Annotated in this window: 13 protein-coding genes; 9 read left to right on the plus strand and 4 right to left on the minus strand. The window is 71.7% G+C overall.

Features of this window, described 5'->3' with window-relative positions:
• Positions 1 to 3: 3 nt before the first annotated feature.
• Both ABZY20_RS05170 and ABZY20_RS05175 read left to right on the plus strand, forming a co-directional pair.
• Positions 4 to 246: an exodeoxyribonuclease VII small subunit gene (locus tag ABZY20_RS05170; protein WP_356436739.1), complete on the plus strand. Its 243-nt coding sequence runs from the start codon at positions 4 to 6 to the stop codon at positions 244 to 246.
• A 155-nt stretch (positions 247 to 401) separates the two neighbouring features.
• Complete coding sequence (locus ABZY20_RS05175) at positions 402 to 992, plus strand: malonic semialdehyde reductase (RefSeq protein ID WP_356436742.1); 591 nt, start codon at positions 402 to 404, stop codon at positions 990 to 992.
• A 92-nt stretch (positions 993 to 1,084) separates the two neighbouring features.
• Here ABZY20_RS05175 and ABZY20_RS05180 read toward each other — a convergent pair whose 3' ends face one another.
• On the minus strand, positions 1,085 to 1,609 hold the full coding sequence (locus ABZY20_RS05180) for a DUF4245 domain-containing protein (protein ID WP_356436745.1): 525 nt from the start codon (positions 1,607 to 1,609) through the stop codon (positions 1,085 to 1,087).
• A 126-nt stretch (positions 1,610 to 1,735) separates the two neighbouring features.
• Between ABZY20_RS05180 and glpX the strand changes: the two genes are divergently transcribed.
• Positions 1,736 to 2,770 carry a class II fructose-bisphosphatase gene (glpX, locus tag ABZY20_RS05185; RefSeq protein ID WP_356436748.1) on the plus strand — a complete coding sequence of 345 codons (1,035 nt, stop codon included), beginning with the start codon at positions 1,736 to 1,738 and terminating at the stop codon, positions 2,768 to 2,770.
• Between the two features lie 563 nt (positions 2,771 to 3,333).
• Here the strand turns inward: glpX and ABZY20_RS05190 are convergent.
• Positions 3,334 to 3,711 (minus strand): WhiB family transcriptional regulator, encoded by a 378-nt coding sequence (locus ABZY20_RS05190; protein WP_356436751.1) that lies wholly within the window; start codon positions 3,709 to 3,711, stop codon positions 3,334 to 3,336.
• Positions 3,712 to 3,825: 114 nt separating this feature from the next.
• Positions 3,826 to 4,506: a DUF1707 domain-containing protein gene (locus ABZY20_RS05195; protein ID WP_356436754.1), complete on the minus strand. Its 681-nt coding sequence runs from the start codon at positions 4,504 to 4,506 to the stop codon at positions 3,826 to 3,828.
• Positions 4,507 to 4,671: 165 nt separating this feature from the next.
• Here ABZY20_RS05195 and ABZY20_RS05200 point away from each other — a divergent pair, with 165 nt between their 5' ends.
• The 4 genes from ABZY20_RS05200 to ABZY20_RS05215 all read left to right on the plus strand — a co-directional run bounded on the left by ABZY20_RS05200 (position 4,672) and on the right by ABZY20_RS05215 (position 11,045).
• On the plus strand, positions 4,672 to 6,342 hold the full coding sequence (locus ABZY20_RS05200) for a fumarate hydratase (protein WP_356436757.1): 1,671 nt from the start codon (positions 4,672 to 4,674) through the stop codon (positions 6,340 to 6,342).
• Positions 6,343 to 6,419: 77 nt separating this feature from the next.
• A complete protein-coding gene (locus tag ABZY20_RS05205) occupies positions 6,420 to 7,823 on the plus strand; it encodes a class II fumarate hydratase (protein WP_356436760.1) in 1,404 nt (467 codons plus the stop codon).
• An 83-nt stretch (positions 7,824 to 7,906) separates the two neighbouring features.
• Positions 7,907 to 8,599, plus strand: coding sequence for a DUF402 domain-containing protein (locus tag ABZY20_RS05210; protein ID WP_356436763.1), 693 nt, complete (start codon positions 7,907 to 7,909; stop codon positions 8,597 to 8,599).
• 301 nt (positions 8,600 to 8,900) lie between these two features.
• Positions 8,901 to 11,045 carry a SpoIIE family protein phosphatase gene (locus ABZY20_RS05215; protein ID WP_356436766.1) on the plus strand — a complete coding sequence of 715 codons (2,145 nt, stop codon included), beginning with the start codon at positions 8,901 to 8,903 and terminating at the stop codon, positions 11,043 to 11,045.
• A gap of 58 nt (positions 11,046 to 11,103) precedes the next feature.
• On the opposite strand, the gene ABZY20_RS05220 is transcribed toward ABZY20_RS05215, so the two are convergent.
• A complete protein-coding gene (locus tag ABZY20_RS05220; protein ID WP_356436769.1) occupies positions 11,104 to 13,392 on the minus strand; it encodes a transglycosylase domain-containing protein in 2,289 nt (762 codons plus the stop codon).
• Between the two features lie 261 nt (positions 13,393 to 13,653).
• Between ABZY20_RS05220 and ABZY20_RS05225 the strand changes: the two genes are divergently transcribed.
• Together ABZY20_RS05225 and ABZY20_RS05230 are read left to right on the plus strand one after the other, a co-directional pair.
• Positions 13,654 to 14,589, plus strand: a complete 936-nt coding sequence (locus tag ABZY20_RS05225) for an SPFH domain-containing protein (protein WP_356436772.1) — start codon at positions 13,654 to 13,656, stop codon at positions 14,587 to 14,589.
• A complete protein-coding gene (locus ABZY20_RS05230) occupies positions 14,586 to 14,843 on the plus strand; it encodes a hypothetical protein (protein WP_356436775.1) in 258 nt (85 codons plus the stop codon). The genes ABZY20_RS05225 and ABZY20_RS05230 overlap by 4 nt, the downstream gene beginning before the upstream one ends.
• Positions 14,844 to 14,906: the final 63 nt, after the last annotated feature.

The following is a 14,906-nucleotide window of genomic DNA, read 5'->3' on the forward strand; positions in this document are numbered from 1 at the left end:
TGGATGACCAGCGAGGTGGACGAGACGCCGGGGATGACCGAGGCGCTCGGGTACGAGCAGGCGCGGGACGAGCTGATCGAGGTCGTCCGACGTCTGGAGGCGGGCGGGACGACGCTGGAGGAGTCCCTGGCGCTCTGGGAGCGCGGTGAGGAGCTGGCCCGGGTGTGCCGGCGCTGGCTGGACGGGGCGCGGGCGCGGCTGGACGCGGCGCTGGCGGAGGAGGCGGCGCAGGACGACGCCGAGTAGGTGGGGGCCACCGAGTAGGACAAGGGCGCCGAAAGGTCTGGGTTTTTCGTGCGGGGTGGCACACGACACGCCCACGTTAGTTGAAGGTTGAACTTCATATGCGTAGAGTCGTGCCGTCAGCCGATCTTCCGGACCAGACGCGAGAAAGTGCATTCATGTCCCTCGTCCTCGACCCCGCCGCCCAGGACCTGCTGTTCCGCGAGGCCCGCACCGCCAACGCCTTCACCGACGAGCCGGTGACCGAGGAGCAGGTGCGCGCGATCTACGACCTGGTCAAGTACGGTCCGACCGCCTTCAACCAGACCCCGCTGCGCATCACCCTGGTCCGCTCCCCCGAGGCCCGCGAGCGCCTGGTGGCGCACATGGCCGAGGGCAACCGGGCCAAGACCGCGAGCGCCCCGCTGGTCGCGATCCTCTCCGCGGACAACGAGTTCCACGAGGAGCTGCCGCACCTGTTCCCGGCCTTCCCGCAGGCCAAGGACCTCTTCTTCGCCGAGCGCCCGGTTCGGGAGAACGCCGCCGCGATGAACGCCGCCCTGCAGGCCGCCTACTTCATCGTCGGCGTCCGCGCCGCCGGTCTCGCCGCCGGCCCGATGACCGGCTTCGACTTCGAGGGCGTGCGCAAGGAGTTCCTGGACGACGACCACACCCCGCTGATGGTCGTCAACATCGGCCGCCCGGGCCCGGACGCCTGGTACCCGCGCTCCCCGCGCCTGGAGTTCGACCAGGTCGTCACGACCGTCTGAGCCACGGACACGTCTGCATCACGGACGCCGTCCGAGCCACGGACACGAGGAAGGCCCCCGGCGCGATCGCCGGGGGCCTTCCTCGTGCGCGGTCACTTCGTCTCCAGCGCCTCGGCCATCTTCGTCAGCTGCGCGAACGAGGCGGTGCCCGTCACGACCGTCGTCGAGCCCTCGGTGCCCTCCAGGACCAGCGCGTCGTACCGGCCGCCCTCCCAGCGGGTCCAGGTCCGGCCGTCGATCTGCTCGGTCCTGTCGGTCTCCCGCGCTCCCTGCGTCGCCTCGTCGAGGAAGGCGGGCCGCCGCTCGGTGGACTGCTCGACCGCCACGTACTCCCCCGCGGGATCGCGGAAGCCGAGGTGCCAGGCGTCGAACTCGTCGCCCCGGAAGCGGACGGAGGTGGCCTTCCAGGCGTCGGGCAGGCCCTCGGGCGCGGCGACGGGGTACGAGGCGGCGCGGCGCGCCGTGAGCAGCTCGACCCGGTAGTCCACCCGCTTGAGCTCCGGCGGGCTGTCGTCCTTCGGGATGAAGAGGTAGATGAAGCCCGCCACGAGGCCGATCACCCCGAGGGAGAGGATCATGTCCCGCGCCGTCTTGTGCTTGCCGTTCGTGCCTGCCACGTCCCCTATCGTCGCAGGTCTGTCGGGCGCTCATCCGTGGGGGCCCCTGCTCATTTTGCGGCCTCGGCGATAGAGTCGGCGACAAAGCCCTCATCCGGCCGTCGTCGTACAGAAAGGTGCGCTCCGATGACCGAGCATCATCAACTGCCGTCCGAACTGGATGTGCCCTCCGAGGCTCCCGACCGCAACCTCGCCCTGGAACTGGTCCGGGTGACCGAGGCGGCGGCGATGGCCGCGGGCCGCTGGGTCGGGCGCGGTGACAAGAACGGCGCCGACGGTGCCGCGGTGCGCGCCATGCGCACCCTCGTCTCCACCGTCTCGATGAACGGCGTCGTCGTCATCGGCGAGGGCGAGAAGGACGAGGCCCCGATGCTGTTCAACGGGGAGCGCGTGGGCGACGGCACCGGGCCCGAGTGCGACATCGCCGTCGACCCGATCGACGGCACGACGCTGACCGCGAAGGGCATGACCAACGCGATCGCCGTGCTGGCCGCGGCGGAGCGCGGGTCGATGTTCGACCCGTCCGCCGTGTTCTACATGGACAAGCTCGTCACCGGTCCGGAGGCGGCGGACTTCGTCGACATCAACGCGCCCGTGGCGGTGAACATCCGGCGGGTCGCCAAGGCGAAGCGGTCCGCGCCGGAGGACGTGACGGTCGTGATCCTGGACCGGCCGCGGCACGAGGGCATCATCAAGGAGATCCGGGACACCGGTGCGCGGATCAAGCTGATCTCCGACGGTGACGTGGCCGGCTCCATCCTGGCGCTGCGCGAGGGCACGGGTGTCGATCTGCTGCTCGGCATCGGCGGCACGCCGGAGGGCATCATCTCGGCCTGTGCGGTGAAGTGCCTGGGCGGCACGATCCAGGGCAAGCTGTGGCCCAAGGACGACGAGGAGCGGCAGCGGGCGGTCGACGCGGGGCACGACCTCGACCGTGTGCTGACGACCGAGGACCTCGTCACCGGGGAGAACGTGTTCTTCGTGGCGACGGGCATCACCGACGGGGAGCTGCTGCGCGGGGTCCGCTACCGGGCGGAGACCGCGACGACCGACTCGATCGTGATGCGGTCGCGGTCGGGCACGGTACGGCGGATCGACTCCGAGCACCGGTTGAGCAAGCTGCGGGCGTACAGCGCGATCGACTTCGACAAGGGGAAGTAGCGCGGGGGGAGGGGGCGGTTGAGGGCGGTTGGGCGGTGAGGGCGGTGAGGGCTGCGGAGCGCCGGCGTGTGCGGGTCGGTGGTGGTTGCTCGCGCAGTTCCCCGCGCCCCTGTAGGGCCCGACCGGGTGCGGCGCCGTCGTAGTCGCTCGCGCTGTCCCCCGCGCCCCTGAAGGGCGCGACCGGGTGCGGGGTTCGGCGGGTGCGGCGCCGTCGTGGCCCGTCGCGCCGTTCCCCGCGCCCCCGGAAGGGCGTCCCCTGGCGCGGGGCGTCGGCTGGTGCGGCTGCGTCGTGGTTGCTCGCGCCGTTCCCCGCGCCCCTGAAAGGCGCGACCGGGTGCGGAGTTCGGCGGGTGCCGCGCCGTCGTGGCCCGTCGCGCCGTTCCCCGCGCCCCCGGAAGGGCGTCCCCTGGCGCGGGGCGTCGGCTGGTGCGGCTGCGTCGTGGTTGCTCGCGCCGTTCCCCGCGCCCCTGAAGGGGCGCGCCGTCGTGGTCGGTCGCGCCGTTTTCCGCGCCCCTGAAAGGGCGTCCCCGGTGCGGTGGGGACGCCCTGGGTGGTGGTGGGGTTTAGCCGGCGGCCGGTATGCGGTCGGCCGCTCGGGCCGCCTTCTTCAGCTCCATGTCGCGGCGGCGGCGCCGGGCCAGGACCACTCGGCGCTCGGCCGCGGTGAGGCCGCCCCAGACGCCGTACGGCTCGGGCTGGAGCAGGGCGTGCTCGCGGCACTCGACCATGACCGGGCAGCGGGCGCAGACCCGCTTGGCCGCCTCTTCCCGGGAGAGCCGGGCGGCGGTCGGTTCCTTGGACGGGGCGAAGAAGAGGCCGGCCTCGTCTCGCCTGCACACCGCCTCGGTGTGCCACGGGGCGTCCTGGTCCCTGTCTCGCGCTGGCACCCGCGGGGCCGGAACGGCAGCTACCTGCAGGGACGAATGCGGCGGTTGCAGCACGGTCTACTCCTGACGACGGCTTCGCGAGCGAGAGACGATGCAGCAAGGCCTACCCGCTGTGCGTGCGCCTATGCACTGAGTTCCGAACCGCCCGATCGGGGGGATTCGCGACTGTCAATGACCCAGGTGCCGGCGCAAACTCCTGTCGACCTTGCGGTGCACCCGGTCCAGGATGTCGGCGACGGTCTTGCCGCGCCGGGGCCGCGCCTCGACGCTGCCCAGGACGGCCCAGCCGTCGATGTAGACGATCGGGGCCTCCGGGTCGCCCGAGTCGAGCGTGGCCACCTCGAAGGAGCCGAGGACGCCGCCGCCCATGCCGCGCAGCGACACGTTCTCCGGGACGCGGATCTCCACGCTGCCGAAGATCGCGAACGACTTGATGACGACCTGCTGGTGATCGTAGAGCGCCTCGCTGAGGTCGATCTCGACGCTGCCGAAGATCGCGTAGGCGTGGATCCGGCGGCCCGCGCGCCAGCGGCCCTTGCGGACGGCGCTGCTGAAGACCGCGACCACGTTGTCGTCCGGGTCGATCGGGATGGCGCCGGCCGTGGGGCGGGCCGGGGCGGGGGCCGGGCCGGGGCTCGGGCGGTGGGCCGCGGGCAGGTCCCGGATGAAGACCTCCAGCTCGCCGACGGTCTTGGCGCGCAGCACTCCCTCGACGCGCTCGGCGTGCTCGTCCGCGGTGAGACGGCCCTCGGCGTGGGCGTCGTGCAGGATGTCGGCGATCCGGTCGCGCTCGGCGTCGGAGGCGCGGAGCTCGGCGGCGGTGGGCGCGGTCTGCTTCTGAAGGTCCACGGCAGCAGCGTACCCACACACGATAGATCGCGACACCCCTTGGGTGCGCCCGAGTGTGACGAACTGAGCCTTACCTCACAAGCTCGCCGTCAGCGGCAGGTTCTACGCTGGTTGGCGCCCGCCAAAGGAGGCGGGCCGTCGTCTGCCGAGTGAGGAATGGCCGGGATGCCTGAGTTCGCGTACACCGATCTGCTCCCCCAGGGAGAGGACACCACGCCGTACCGGCTGGTGACCTCCGAGGGTGTCTCCACGGTCGAGGGGCCGGACGGGCGGACCTTCCTGAAGGTGGAGCCGGAGGCGCTGCGCAAGCTCGCCGAGGAGGCCGTCCACGACATCCAGCACTACCTGCGCCCGGCCCACCTCGCGCAGCTGCGCCGGATCATCGACGACCCCGAGGCGTCGGCCAACGACAAGTTCGTGGCGCTGGACCTGCTGAAGAACGCGAACATCGCGGCCGCCGGCGTGCTCCCCATGTGCCAGGACACCGGCACGGCGATCGTCATGGGCAAGCGCGGGCAGAACGTGCTGACCGAGGGCCGCGACGAGGAGGCCCTGTCCCGGGGCATCTACGACGCCTACCAGAACCTGAACCTGCGCTATTCGCAGATGGCTCCCCTCACCATGTGGGAGGAGAAGAACACCGGCTCCAACCTCCCCGCCCAGATCGAGCTGTACGCGGCCGACGGCGGCGCCTACAAGTTCCTGTTCATGGCCAAGGGCGGCGGCTCGGCCAACAAGTCGTTCCTGTACCAGGAGACGAAGGCCGTCCTGAACGAGTCCTCCATGATGAGGTTCCTGGAGGAGAAGATCCGTTCGCTGGGCACGGCCGCCTGCCCGCCGTACCACCTGGCGATCGTCGTCGGCGGCACGTCCGCCGAGTACGCGCTGAAGACGGCCAAGTACGCCTCCGCGCACTACCTGGACGAGATGCCCGCCGAGGGCTCCGAGCTCGGGCACGGCTTCCGGGACAAGGAGCTGGAGCAGAAGGTCTTCGAGCTGACGCAGAGGATCGGCATCGGCGCCCAGTTCGGCGGCAAGTACTTCTGCCACGACGTGCGCGTGGTGCGCCTGCCGCGGCACGGCGCGTCCTGCCCGGTCGCCATCGCGGTGTCCTGCTCCGCCGACCGCCAGGCCGTCGCGAAGATCACCGCCGAGGGCGTCTTCCTGGAGCAGCTGGAGACGGACCCGGCGCGGTTCCTGCCGGAGACCACGGACGAGCACCTCGACGAGTCCTCGGACGTCGTGAAGATCGACCTGAACCAGCCGATGGACACGATCCTCGCCGAGCTCACCAAGTACCCGGTGAAGACCCGGCTGTCGCTGACCGGCCCGCTGGTCGTGGCCCGCGACATCGCGCACGCCAAGATCAAGGAGCGGCTGGACGCGGGCGAGGAGATGCCGCAGTACCTCAAGGACCACCCGGTGTACTACGCGGGTCCGGCGAAGACCCCCGAGGGGTACGCGTCGGGCTCCTTCGGCCCGACCACGGCCGGCCGGATGGACTCCTACGTGGAGCAGTTCCAGGCGGCGGGCGGCTCCAAGGTGATGCTGGCCAAGGGCAACCGCAGCAGGCAGGTCACGGACGCGTGCGCGTCGCACGGCGGCTTCTACCTCGGCTCCATCGGCGGCCCGGCCGCGCGCCTCGCCCAGGACTGCATCAAGAAGGTCGAGGTCGTCGAGTACGAGGAGCTCGGCATGGAGGCCGTCTGGAAGATCGAGGTCGAGGACTTCCCGGCGTTCATCGTCGTCGACGACAAGGGCAACGACTTCTTCCAGGACCCGGCCCCCGCCCCGACGTTCACGTCCATTCCGGTACGGGGTCCCGGACTCGCCTGACCGGGGCGGTGACGATTCACCTCCACGGGGAACAGTGGTCCGGGCCCGGACGCTGTGACACGTGGAGGTGATCGTCGATGACCGGCGAGCAGGACAGGACCGAGTACCGCACCGAGCACGACTCCATGGGCGAGGTGCGGGTGCCCGCGCACGCCAAGTGGCGGGCCCAGACCCAGCGCGCGGTGGAGAACTTCCCCGTGTCCGGGCAGCGCATCGAGCGCGCCCACATCGAGGCGCTGGCCCGGATCAAGGGCGCGGCGGCCAAGGTCAACGCCGAGCTGGGGGTGCTGGACAAGGAGATCGCCGAGGCGATCCGGGAGGCGGCCGGGGAGGTCGCCGAGGGCCGGTGGGACGAGCACTTCCCGGTCGACGTGTTCCAGACCGGGTCCGGCACCTCGTCCAACATGAACGCCAACGAGGTCATCGCCACCCTGGCCGGCGAGCGGCTCGGGCGCCCCGTGCACCCGAACGACCACGTCAACGCCTCCCAGTCGTCCAACGACGTCTTCCCGTCCTCCCTGCACATCGCCGCCACCGCCGCCGTGACGCGCGACCTGATCCCCGCCCTGGAGCACCTCGCCGCCGCCCTGGAGCGCAAGGCGGAGGAGTTCGCCGACGTGGTGAAGTCGGGGCGGACCCACCTGATGGACGCCACGCCCGTCACCCTGGGCCAGGAGTTCGGCGGGTACGCCGCCCAGATGCGGTACGGCGTGGAGCGGCTCCGGGCCTCCCTGCCCCGGCTCGCCGAACTGCCCCTCGGCGGCACGGCCGTCGGCACCGGCATCAACACCCCGCCCGGCTTCTCCGCCGCCGTGATCGAGGAGGTCGCCCGCACCACCGGGCTGCCCCTGACCGAGGCGCGCGACCACTTCGAGGCACAGGGCGCCCGGGACGGCGTCGTCGAGACGAGCGGGCAGCTGCGCACCATCGCGGTCGGACTGACGAAGATCGCCAACGACCTGCGCTGGATGGCGTCCGGGCCGCGCACCGGTCTCGCCGAGATCGCCCTGCCCGACCTCCAGCCGGGCTCCTCGATCATGCCGGGCAAGGTGAACCCGGTCGTCCCGGAGGCCGTGCTCATGGTGTGCGCGCAGGTCGTCGGCAACGACGCCACCGTCGCGACCGCCGGCGCCGCCGGGAACTTCGAGCTCAACGTGATGCTGCCGGTCATCGCGAAGAACGTCCTGGAGTCGGTCCGGCTGCTCGCCAACGTCTCGCGGCTGCTGGCCGACCGGACCGTCGACGGCATCACCGCCGACCGCGAACGGGCCCGCGAGCACGCCGAGTCCTCCCCCTCGGTGGTCACGCCGCTCAACAAGTACATCGGCTACGAGGAGGCCGCGAAGGTCGCCAAGAAGGCGCTAGCCGAGCGCAGGACGATCCGTCAGGTCGTGCTGGACGGCGGCTACGTGGAGCGCGGGGACCTGACCCTGGAGCAGCTCGACGAGGCGCTGGACGTCCTGCGGATGACGCACCCGTGACGATCCGGGCAAGCCGTACGCCCGGCGCGTGAACCAGGCCACGCGCCGCAGCGTCGTATGCCTGTGGCACCTAATATCTGTCCATGGCAGAGGGTGGAGCGGTGAGACGCGTGGAGACGGGTGGTGCGGCGCGCTTCTGGGCGCCCGGGAGCACGATCCTGTGGCGGTACCGGGACAACGGCGGCGCGCACGTCCACATCGCGCGTCCCGTCACCGTCGTACGGGACGACGCGGAGCTGCTCGCCGTGTGGCTGGCGCCCGGCACCGAGTGCGTGAAGCCGGTGCTCGCCGACGGCACCCCCGTGCACCAAGAGCCGCTCGGGACGCGCTACACCAAGCCGCGGACCGTGCAGCGCGACCGGTGGTTCGGCACGGGCGTGCTGAAGCTGGCGCGGCCCGGGGAGCCCTGGTCGGTGTGGCTGTTCTGGGAGCCGGGCTGGCGGTTCAAGAACTGGTACGTGAACCTGGAGGACCCGCTGGCCCGTTGGGAGGGCGGTGTCGACTCGGTCGACCACTTCCTGGACATCTCGGTCCATCCGGACGGCAGTTGGCACTGGCGCGACGAGGACGAGTTCGCCCAGGCCCGCCGGGACGGGCTGATGGACGACCGGCAGGCCGAAAGGGTACGGGCCGCGGGCCAGGCGGCGCTGGAGGTGATCCGCGCCTGGGGGCCGCCGTTCTCGGAAGGCTGGCAGCACTGGCGCCCGGATCCGTCCTGGGCTGTACCGTCACTCCCGGAGGACTGGGATCGTACGCCCGCGCAGGTGTCCTCATGAGACCCTTGATGCGCCCCCGGGCAAGAAACGTAGGATCGTCCTCCGCAAGGGCGCGCGGCGGCAACTACCGGAGCACGCGCTGAGCTTGACCGATCGTCACCGAGGGGCGGCAGGACGTGAGCGAGGGGTACGAGGGCAACACCGCAAGGGCCTGCGCCACAGGCCCGGTGGACCGCGGACGGCCCGCCGGTGGCACAGGAGCAACCTCTGACCACGCCGGAATTCCGTTCCTGGGGCACGTATTCCGGGTATCGGAGTTTCGGCGGGACCAGCTGCACCGTGGGTGTGCAGCCCCGGACGGATGGATTCGACACGCGTGACGGAGCAGCCGACCTCCTTCGAGCGCCCGCAGCCGGGCGTCGACCCCGCGGACCCCCGCGGGGCGCTCCTGCACACCCCGACACCGGCTCGTGCGCCGGGTGCCGGGGCCTTACCCGTGCAGGGCCGCCCCGGCGGCGACGTCAGCGTTCCCGTCACGACGGCCCACACTCCGCCGGGCACGTCGGAGCCGGGCACCTCCACGCCGTTCGCCAAGGGCAAGGACACCGTGAGCGATCCCGCCTCCGAGCACTCCCAGCCGGGTGCCGAGCAGACCGCCGAGCGCGACACCCCGCGGCCGCGCCCCGCCCCCGAGAGCATCCCGCTGCAGCCGGCCGACGAACAGGGCCGGCAGGGCGCGGCCGGTGAGGGGCAGGAGCGGCGCAGCGGGCAGAGCCTGCCGCCCGGCCGGCCCACGCCCATGCGGCGGGACGGCGACCGGCTCCGGTTCGTCGGGGCCGCCACCCGGCGGATCGCCCGCGGCATCGATCTCGACGAGATCGTGATGGGGCTGTGCCGGGCCACCGTGCCCACCTTCTCCGACGCGATCCTGGTCTATCTGCGCGACCCGCTGCCGGTCGGCGACGAGCGCCCCACCGGCCCGCTGCTGCTCCGGCTGCGCCGCACCGACCGGATACCGGCGGAGCGCGACACCGAGAACGGCTTCCTGCCGGCCGTGCAGCCCGAGCCGAACGAGCTGGACGCGGTCGGCGCCGAGCTGTGCGAGGTCCGGCCCGGCAGCGCCCTCGCGGAGGTCCTGCGGGGCGTACGGCCGGTCTTCACCGACGCGCCCGCGGCCCGCGCCGCCCTGCCGGAACTGCTGGGCGAGGAGGGCGCGTTCGCCGTCCCGGACGGCCAGCGCGCGATCCTCGCCCCGCTGCGGGGCCGGCGCCGGGTCATCGGGGCCGCCCTGTTCCTGCGCGGCCCCGAGCGGATCGCCTTCGAGCCGGACGACCTGCTGGTGGCCGCCCAGCTCGCCACGCACAGCGCCCTGGGCATCGACAAGGCCGTGCTGTACGGCCGCGAGGCCTACATCGCGGACGAACTGCAGCGCACCATGCTGCCCGAGACGCTGCCCCGCCCCACCGGCGTGCGGCTCGCCTCGCGGTACCTGCCGGCCGCCGAGACCGCCCGCGTCGGCGGCGACTGGTACGACGCGATCCCGCTGCCCGGCAGCCGGGTCGCCCTGGTCGTCGGTGACGTGATGGGCCACTCCATGACCTCGGCCGCCATCATGGGCCAGCTGCGCACCACGGCCCAGACGCTCGCCGGGCTCGACCTGCCGCCGCAGGAGGTGCTGCACCACCTCGACGAACAGGCCCAGCGCCTCGGCGTGGACCGCATGGCGACCTGCCTCTACGCGGTGTACGACCCGGTGGCGCACCGCATCACCATCGCCAACGCCGGCCATCCGCCGCCCGTCCTGCTCCACCTGGGCGGTCGCGCCGAGGTGCTGCGCGTGCCGGCCGGTGCCCCCATCGGCGTCGGCGGCGTCGACTTCGAGGCGGTGGAGCTGGACGCGCCCGCCGGGGCGACGCTGCTGCTGTACACCGACGGCCTGGTCGAGTCGCGCCTGCGGGACGTGTGGACGGGCATCGAGCAGCTGCGGGAGAAGCTCGCCGCGACCGCGCAGCTCACCGGTCCCGACCATCCGCCGCCCCTGGAGGCGCTCTGCGACGAGGTGCTCGACATGCTCGGCCCGGGTGACCGGGACGACGACATCGCGCTGCTCGCCGCCCGCTTCGACGGCATCGCGCCGAGCGACGTGGCGTACTGGTTCCTGGAGCCGGAGGACGCCGCCCCCGGGCGGGCCCGCCGGCTGGCCCGGCGCGCCCTGTCCCGCTGGGGCCTGGAGGAGCTGAGCGACTCCGTGGAGCTGCTGGTCAGCGAGGTCGTCACCAACGCGGTGCGGTACGCCTCCCGGCCGGTCACGCTGCGGCTGCTGCGCACCGACGTGCTGCGCTGCGAGGTCGGCGACGACGTCCCGCAGCTGCCGAGGCTGCGCCAGGCCCGGGCGACCGACGAGGGCGGGCGCGGACTGTACCTGGTCAACCGCCTGGCCCGGCGCTGGGGCGCGACCCGGCTGAGCACGGGCAAGGTCGTCTGGTTCGAGCTCAACCGCGGCTGAGCCGCGGTACCGCACGCGGAAGGGCGCCCGGTGGACACCGGGCGCCCTTCCGCGTCGCCTACTCGTCGTCGCCCGGTTTGACCGGCTCGAACGGATCGCCGCCGTCGCCTGGCGGGGTCGTCTCCGGTGCCGTGGGCGGCGTGGTGGTGGGCGGGGTCGTCGACGGCTTCGTCGGCGGGGTGGTGGTCGGCTCCTCGGTGGTGGGCGGCGGGGACGACGAGGGCTCCTCCGTCGTCGGCTCCTGCGTGGGCTCCCGGGTGGGTTCCTGCGAGGGCGTCGGCGTCCACGTCGGCTTCACGGCGGCGCCCTGCTTGGTGTCCAGGTCGAAGGCGCTGACCTCGCCCATCACGCCGAAGGTGTACGCGGCCCAGATCCGGGCCGGGAAGCCACCGCCGTTGACGCGGGGTTCGCCGCCCGCCTTGTACATCGGGACCTGGGCGCCGGTCTTGGCGTCCTCGCCGAACAGGCCGACGGAGGTGACCAGCTTGGGCGTGTAACCGGTGAACCAGGCCGACTTGTTGTCGTCGGAGGTGCCGGTCTTGCCCGCGACCTGCTGGCCGCCGCGGCCGGGGTTGTCGCGCACGGACGCCTGGGCGGTGCCGTCGTCGACCACGCCGGTCAGGACGGAGGTGACCGTGTCGGCGGCCTCGCGGCTGATGACCTGGTCGCCGATCGCCTTGGGGAGGGTGACCGTGCGGGTGTTGTGCTCGACGGACTTCAGCAGCGCCGGTGTGACCTTCCGGCCGTGGTTGTCGAGGGTGGCGTAGACGCCGGCCATCTCCAGCGGGCTGGCGCCCATGGTGCCCAGGGTCTGGGCGGGCACCGCCTCCAGGCCCTCGGTGTCCATGCCGAGGCGGCCGGCGACCTTCATCACCTCGGGCATGCCGACGTCGACGCCCATCTGCGCGAAGACCGCGTTGACGGACTTGTTCATCGCCGTCTGGACGGTGACGTCGCCGTAGTCCTTGTCGTCCTCGTTCTCCGGGGCGAATCCGACCTCGGTGCCGTTCTCCACGACCGGGCGCTTGCTGGTGCCGTCGTAGACGGTGTTGGCCCGGATCGGGGTGCCGTCCTGGGTCTCGGCGTCGCCCTCCAGGGCGGCGGCCAGGATCACCGGCTTGAAGGTGGAGGCGGGCTGGTAGTCCGTGCGGGTCGCGTTGTTGACGTAGTGCCGGAGGTAGTCCCGGCCGCCGTACATCGCGACGACCGCGCCCGTCTTGGGGTTGACGGAGGCGGCACCGGCCTGGACGTTCGCGTCGACCTTGCGCTCGCCGGGATCCAGCCTGCTGTTCAGCTGTTTCTCGACGGACTTCTCGAGCGCCTTCTGCTTCTTCTTGTCGATGTTGAGGGTGAGGGTCCAGCCGCCCTGGTCGACCATCGCCTGGGCCTGCTTGGCGTCCTCGGCGGTGCCCTGGGCGACGAGCTGCTTCTCCAGCGCGGCGTTGGCGGCCTTCACCAGGTAGCCGGTCTGGCCTCCCATGCTCGGGTCGTCCTTCGGCTTCTCGGGCACGGGGAACGTCATGCCCTGCCGCTTGGACGCGCTGAGCCAGTCCTCCTCGACCATGTTGTCCAGGACGTAGTTCCAGCGCGCCTTCACCAGCTTCTTGCCGGTGTCGGAGGCGATCGCCCAGTCGTACTGGTTCGGTGCCTGCAGGAGCGCGGCGAGGTAGGCGCCCTGCTCGACCGAGAGGTCCTTGGCGTCCACGCCGTAGTAGGCCTGCGCGGCGGCCTGGATGCCGTAGGCGCCGCGGCCGTAGTAGCTGGTGTTGATGTAGCCGGCGAGGATGTAGTCCTTGGACTTCTCCCGGTCCAGCTTCAGGGAGATGACCAGTTCCTTCAGCTTGCGCGTGACGGTCTGTTCCTGGGACAGGTAGTAGTTCTTGACGTACTGCTGGGTGATCGTGGAGCCGCCCTGGGCGCCCTTGCCGGTCACCGTGTTGAGCACACCGCGGGCGGTGCCCTTGAGGTCGACGCCGGCGTCCTTGTAGAAGGTCTTGTTCTCGGCGGCGACGAACGTCTTCTGCACCGGCTCGGGCACCTCGGCGAGGTCCACGATCTCGCGGTTGCGGTCGCCGGTGCGGCCCAGGAGGGAGCCGTCGCTGTACTGGTAGACGTTGCTCTGCAGCTCGGCGTCGGCGTTCCCCTTGGGGATGTCGATCAGCATGTACAGCACGACGAAGGCGCCCATGCCCAGCAGGCACAGCCCGAAGAAGGCGCCGAGGATCTTCTTCCAGCCGAAGAGCCGGCGTATGGCGCTCTTCCCGGCCGCGTCCGACGGACGGCGGCGCCTGGGTGCCGCCCGGCGCCCACCGCGCTGTCGGGCGCGTCTTTCATCCGCTCGTCCCATGGGTCCGATCCGCTCCGCTTCGTTCATGTGTGCTCACATGTCACACAGGTTCGCCGCTCAGGTCAGCTCAGAAAGCTAACACCGGGAGATATGAGGAAGGGCTGCCGATCCGGGCCTTTACGGACGTGACAATCAGCACCCATCCCACCGGAACCGACGTACGAGAGGGGTGTGAGGTTGCCATGTCCGGGTAAAGTGATATCACTTAGCTAGACAGAAGCTATGCAGAAGCGGCTTCTCCGGAGAACGGGGGGATCACCCATGTCCACACACGACACGCAGGTCACGGCCGACGTGCCCGAGATGCCGGCGCCACGCGTGCGGGAGTTCACCGCGCACAGCATCGGCGGCGGGCTCGCCCTGCTGCTGGGCCTGGCCGGGCTGCTGGCCGGCGCGGGCCTGATCGCGGCCGCCACCGCGGTCGGGGCGGCCGGCGCGAAGGCCGCGCTGATCGTCGCCGGCATCCTGGTGGCGCTCGCCGCGTTCCTCGCCATGTGCGGGCTCAACATGGTCGCGCCGGGCGAGGCGCGGGTCGTCCAGCTCTTCGGCCGCTACCGGGGCACGATCCGCGAGGACGGCCTGCGCTGGGTGAACCCGTTCACCTCGCGCACCAAGATCTCGACACGGGTGCGCAACCACGAGACGGCCGTACTGAAGGTCAACGACGCCTACGGCAACCCGATCGAGCTCGCCGCGGTCGTGGTGTGGCGGGTCGAGGACACCGCCCAGGCCACCTTCGAGGTGGACGACTACATCGAGTTCGTCTCCACCCAGACCGAGGCGGCCGTCCGGCACATCGCCATCGAGTACCCCTACGACGCCCACGAGGAGGACGGCCTCTCCCTGCGCGGCAACGCCGAGGAGATCACAGAGAAGCTCGCCGTCGAACTGCACGCGCGGGTGGAGGCGGCCGGTGTGCAGATCATCGAGTCCCGCTTCACGCACCTCGCCTACGCCCCCGAGATCGCCTCGGCGATGCTCCAGCGGCAGCAGGCCGGAGCGGTCGTGGCGGCGCGGCGGCAGATCGTGGAGGGCGCGGTCGGCATGGTCGAGTCGGCGCTCGCCCGGATCACCGAGCAGGACCTGGTGACGCTGGACGAGGAGCGCAAGGCGGCGATGGTGTCCAACCTGATGGTGGTGCTGTGCGGCGACCGCGCCCCGCAGCCCGTCCTCAACACCGGGACGCTCTACCAGTGACGGCTCCTTCCGAGGGCTCCTCGCCCGAGCGGCGGCCGCGGCAGCGCAAGCAGGTGCTGCTGCGGCTGGATCCGGCGGTGTACGAGGCGCTGGCGCGGTGGGCCGGGGACGATCTGCGGTCGGCCAACGCGCAGATCGAGTTCCTGCTGCGCAAGGCGCTGGCCGAGGCGGGGCGGCTGCCGCGGGAGACCGGGCCGCTGCCCCGGCGCGGACGGCCGCCCGGGGGCGCCGACCCCGGACGCCCCTCCACCTGAGCGGTCCCGTCCCGGAAAGACGAAAGGCCGGGGCGGGACCTGCGGTTGCGGAACTGTGACAAT

This window comes from Streptomyces sp. NPDC006624, assembly GCF_040611555.1.
Classification (GTDB): domain Bacteria; phylum Actinomycetota; class Actinomycetes; order Streptomycetales; family Streptomycetaceae; genus Streptomyces.

Excerpts from the sequence above, each read along its gene's own strand:
- ABZY20_RS05170 (WP_356436739.1), top strand. The coding sequence starts at position 4 with ATGACCAGCGAGGTGGACGAGACGCCGGGGATGACCGAGGCGCTCGGG.
- ABZY20_RS05175 (WP_356436742.1), top strand. The coding sequence starts at position 402 with ATGTCCCTCGTCCTCGACCCCGCCGCCCAGGACCTGCTGTTCCGCGAG.
- glpX (WP_356436748.1), top strand. The coding sequence starts at position 1,736 with ATGACCGAGCATCATCAACTGCCGTCCGAACTGGATGTGCCCTCCGAG.
- ABZY20_RS05200 (WP_356436757.1), top strand. The coding sequence starts at position 4,672 with ATGCCTGAGTTCGCGTACACCGATCTGCTCCCCCAGGGAGAGGACACC.
- ABZY20_RS05205 (WP_356436760.1), top strand. The coding sequence starts at position 6,420 with ATGACCGGCGAGCAGGACAGGACCGAGTACCGCACCGAGCACGACTCC.
- ABZY20_RS05210 (WP_356436763.1), top strand. The coding sequence starts at position 7,907 with ATGGCAGAGGGTGGAGCGGTGAGACGCGTGGAGACGGGTGGTGCGGCG.
- ABZY20_RS05215 (WP_356436766.1), top strand. The coding sequence starts at position 8,901 with ATGGATTCGACACGCGTGACGGAGCAGCCGACCTCCTTCGAGCGCCCG.
- ABZY20_RS05220 (WP_356436769.1), bottom strand. The coding sequence starts at position 13,392 with ATGGGACGAGCGGATGAAAGACGCGCCCGACAGCGCGGTGGGCGCCGG.
- ABZY20_RS05225 (WP_356436772.1), top strand. The coding sequence starts at position 13,654 with ATGTCCACACACGACACGCAGGTCACGGCCGACGTGCCCGAGATGCCG.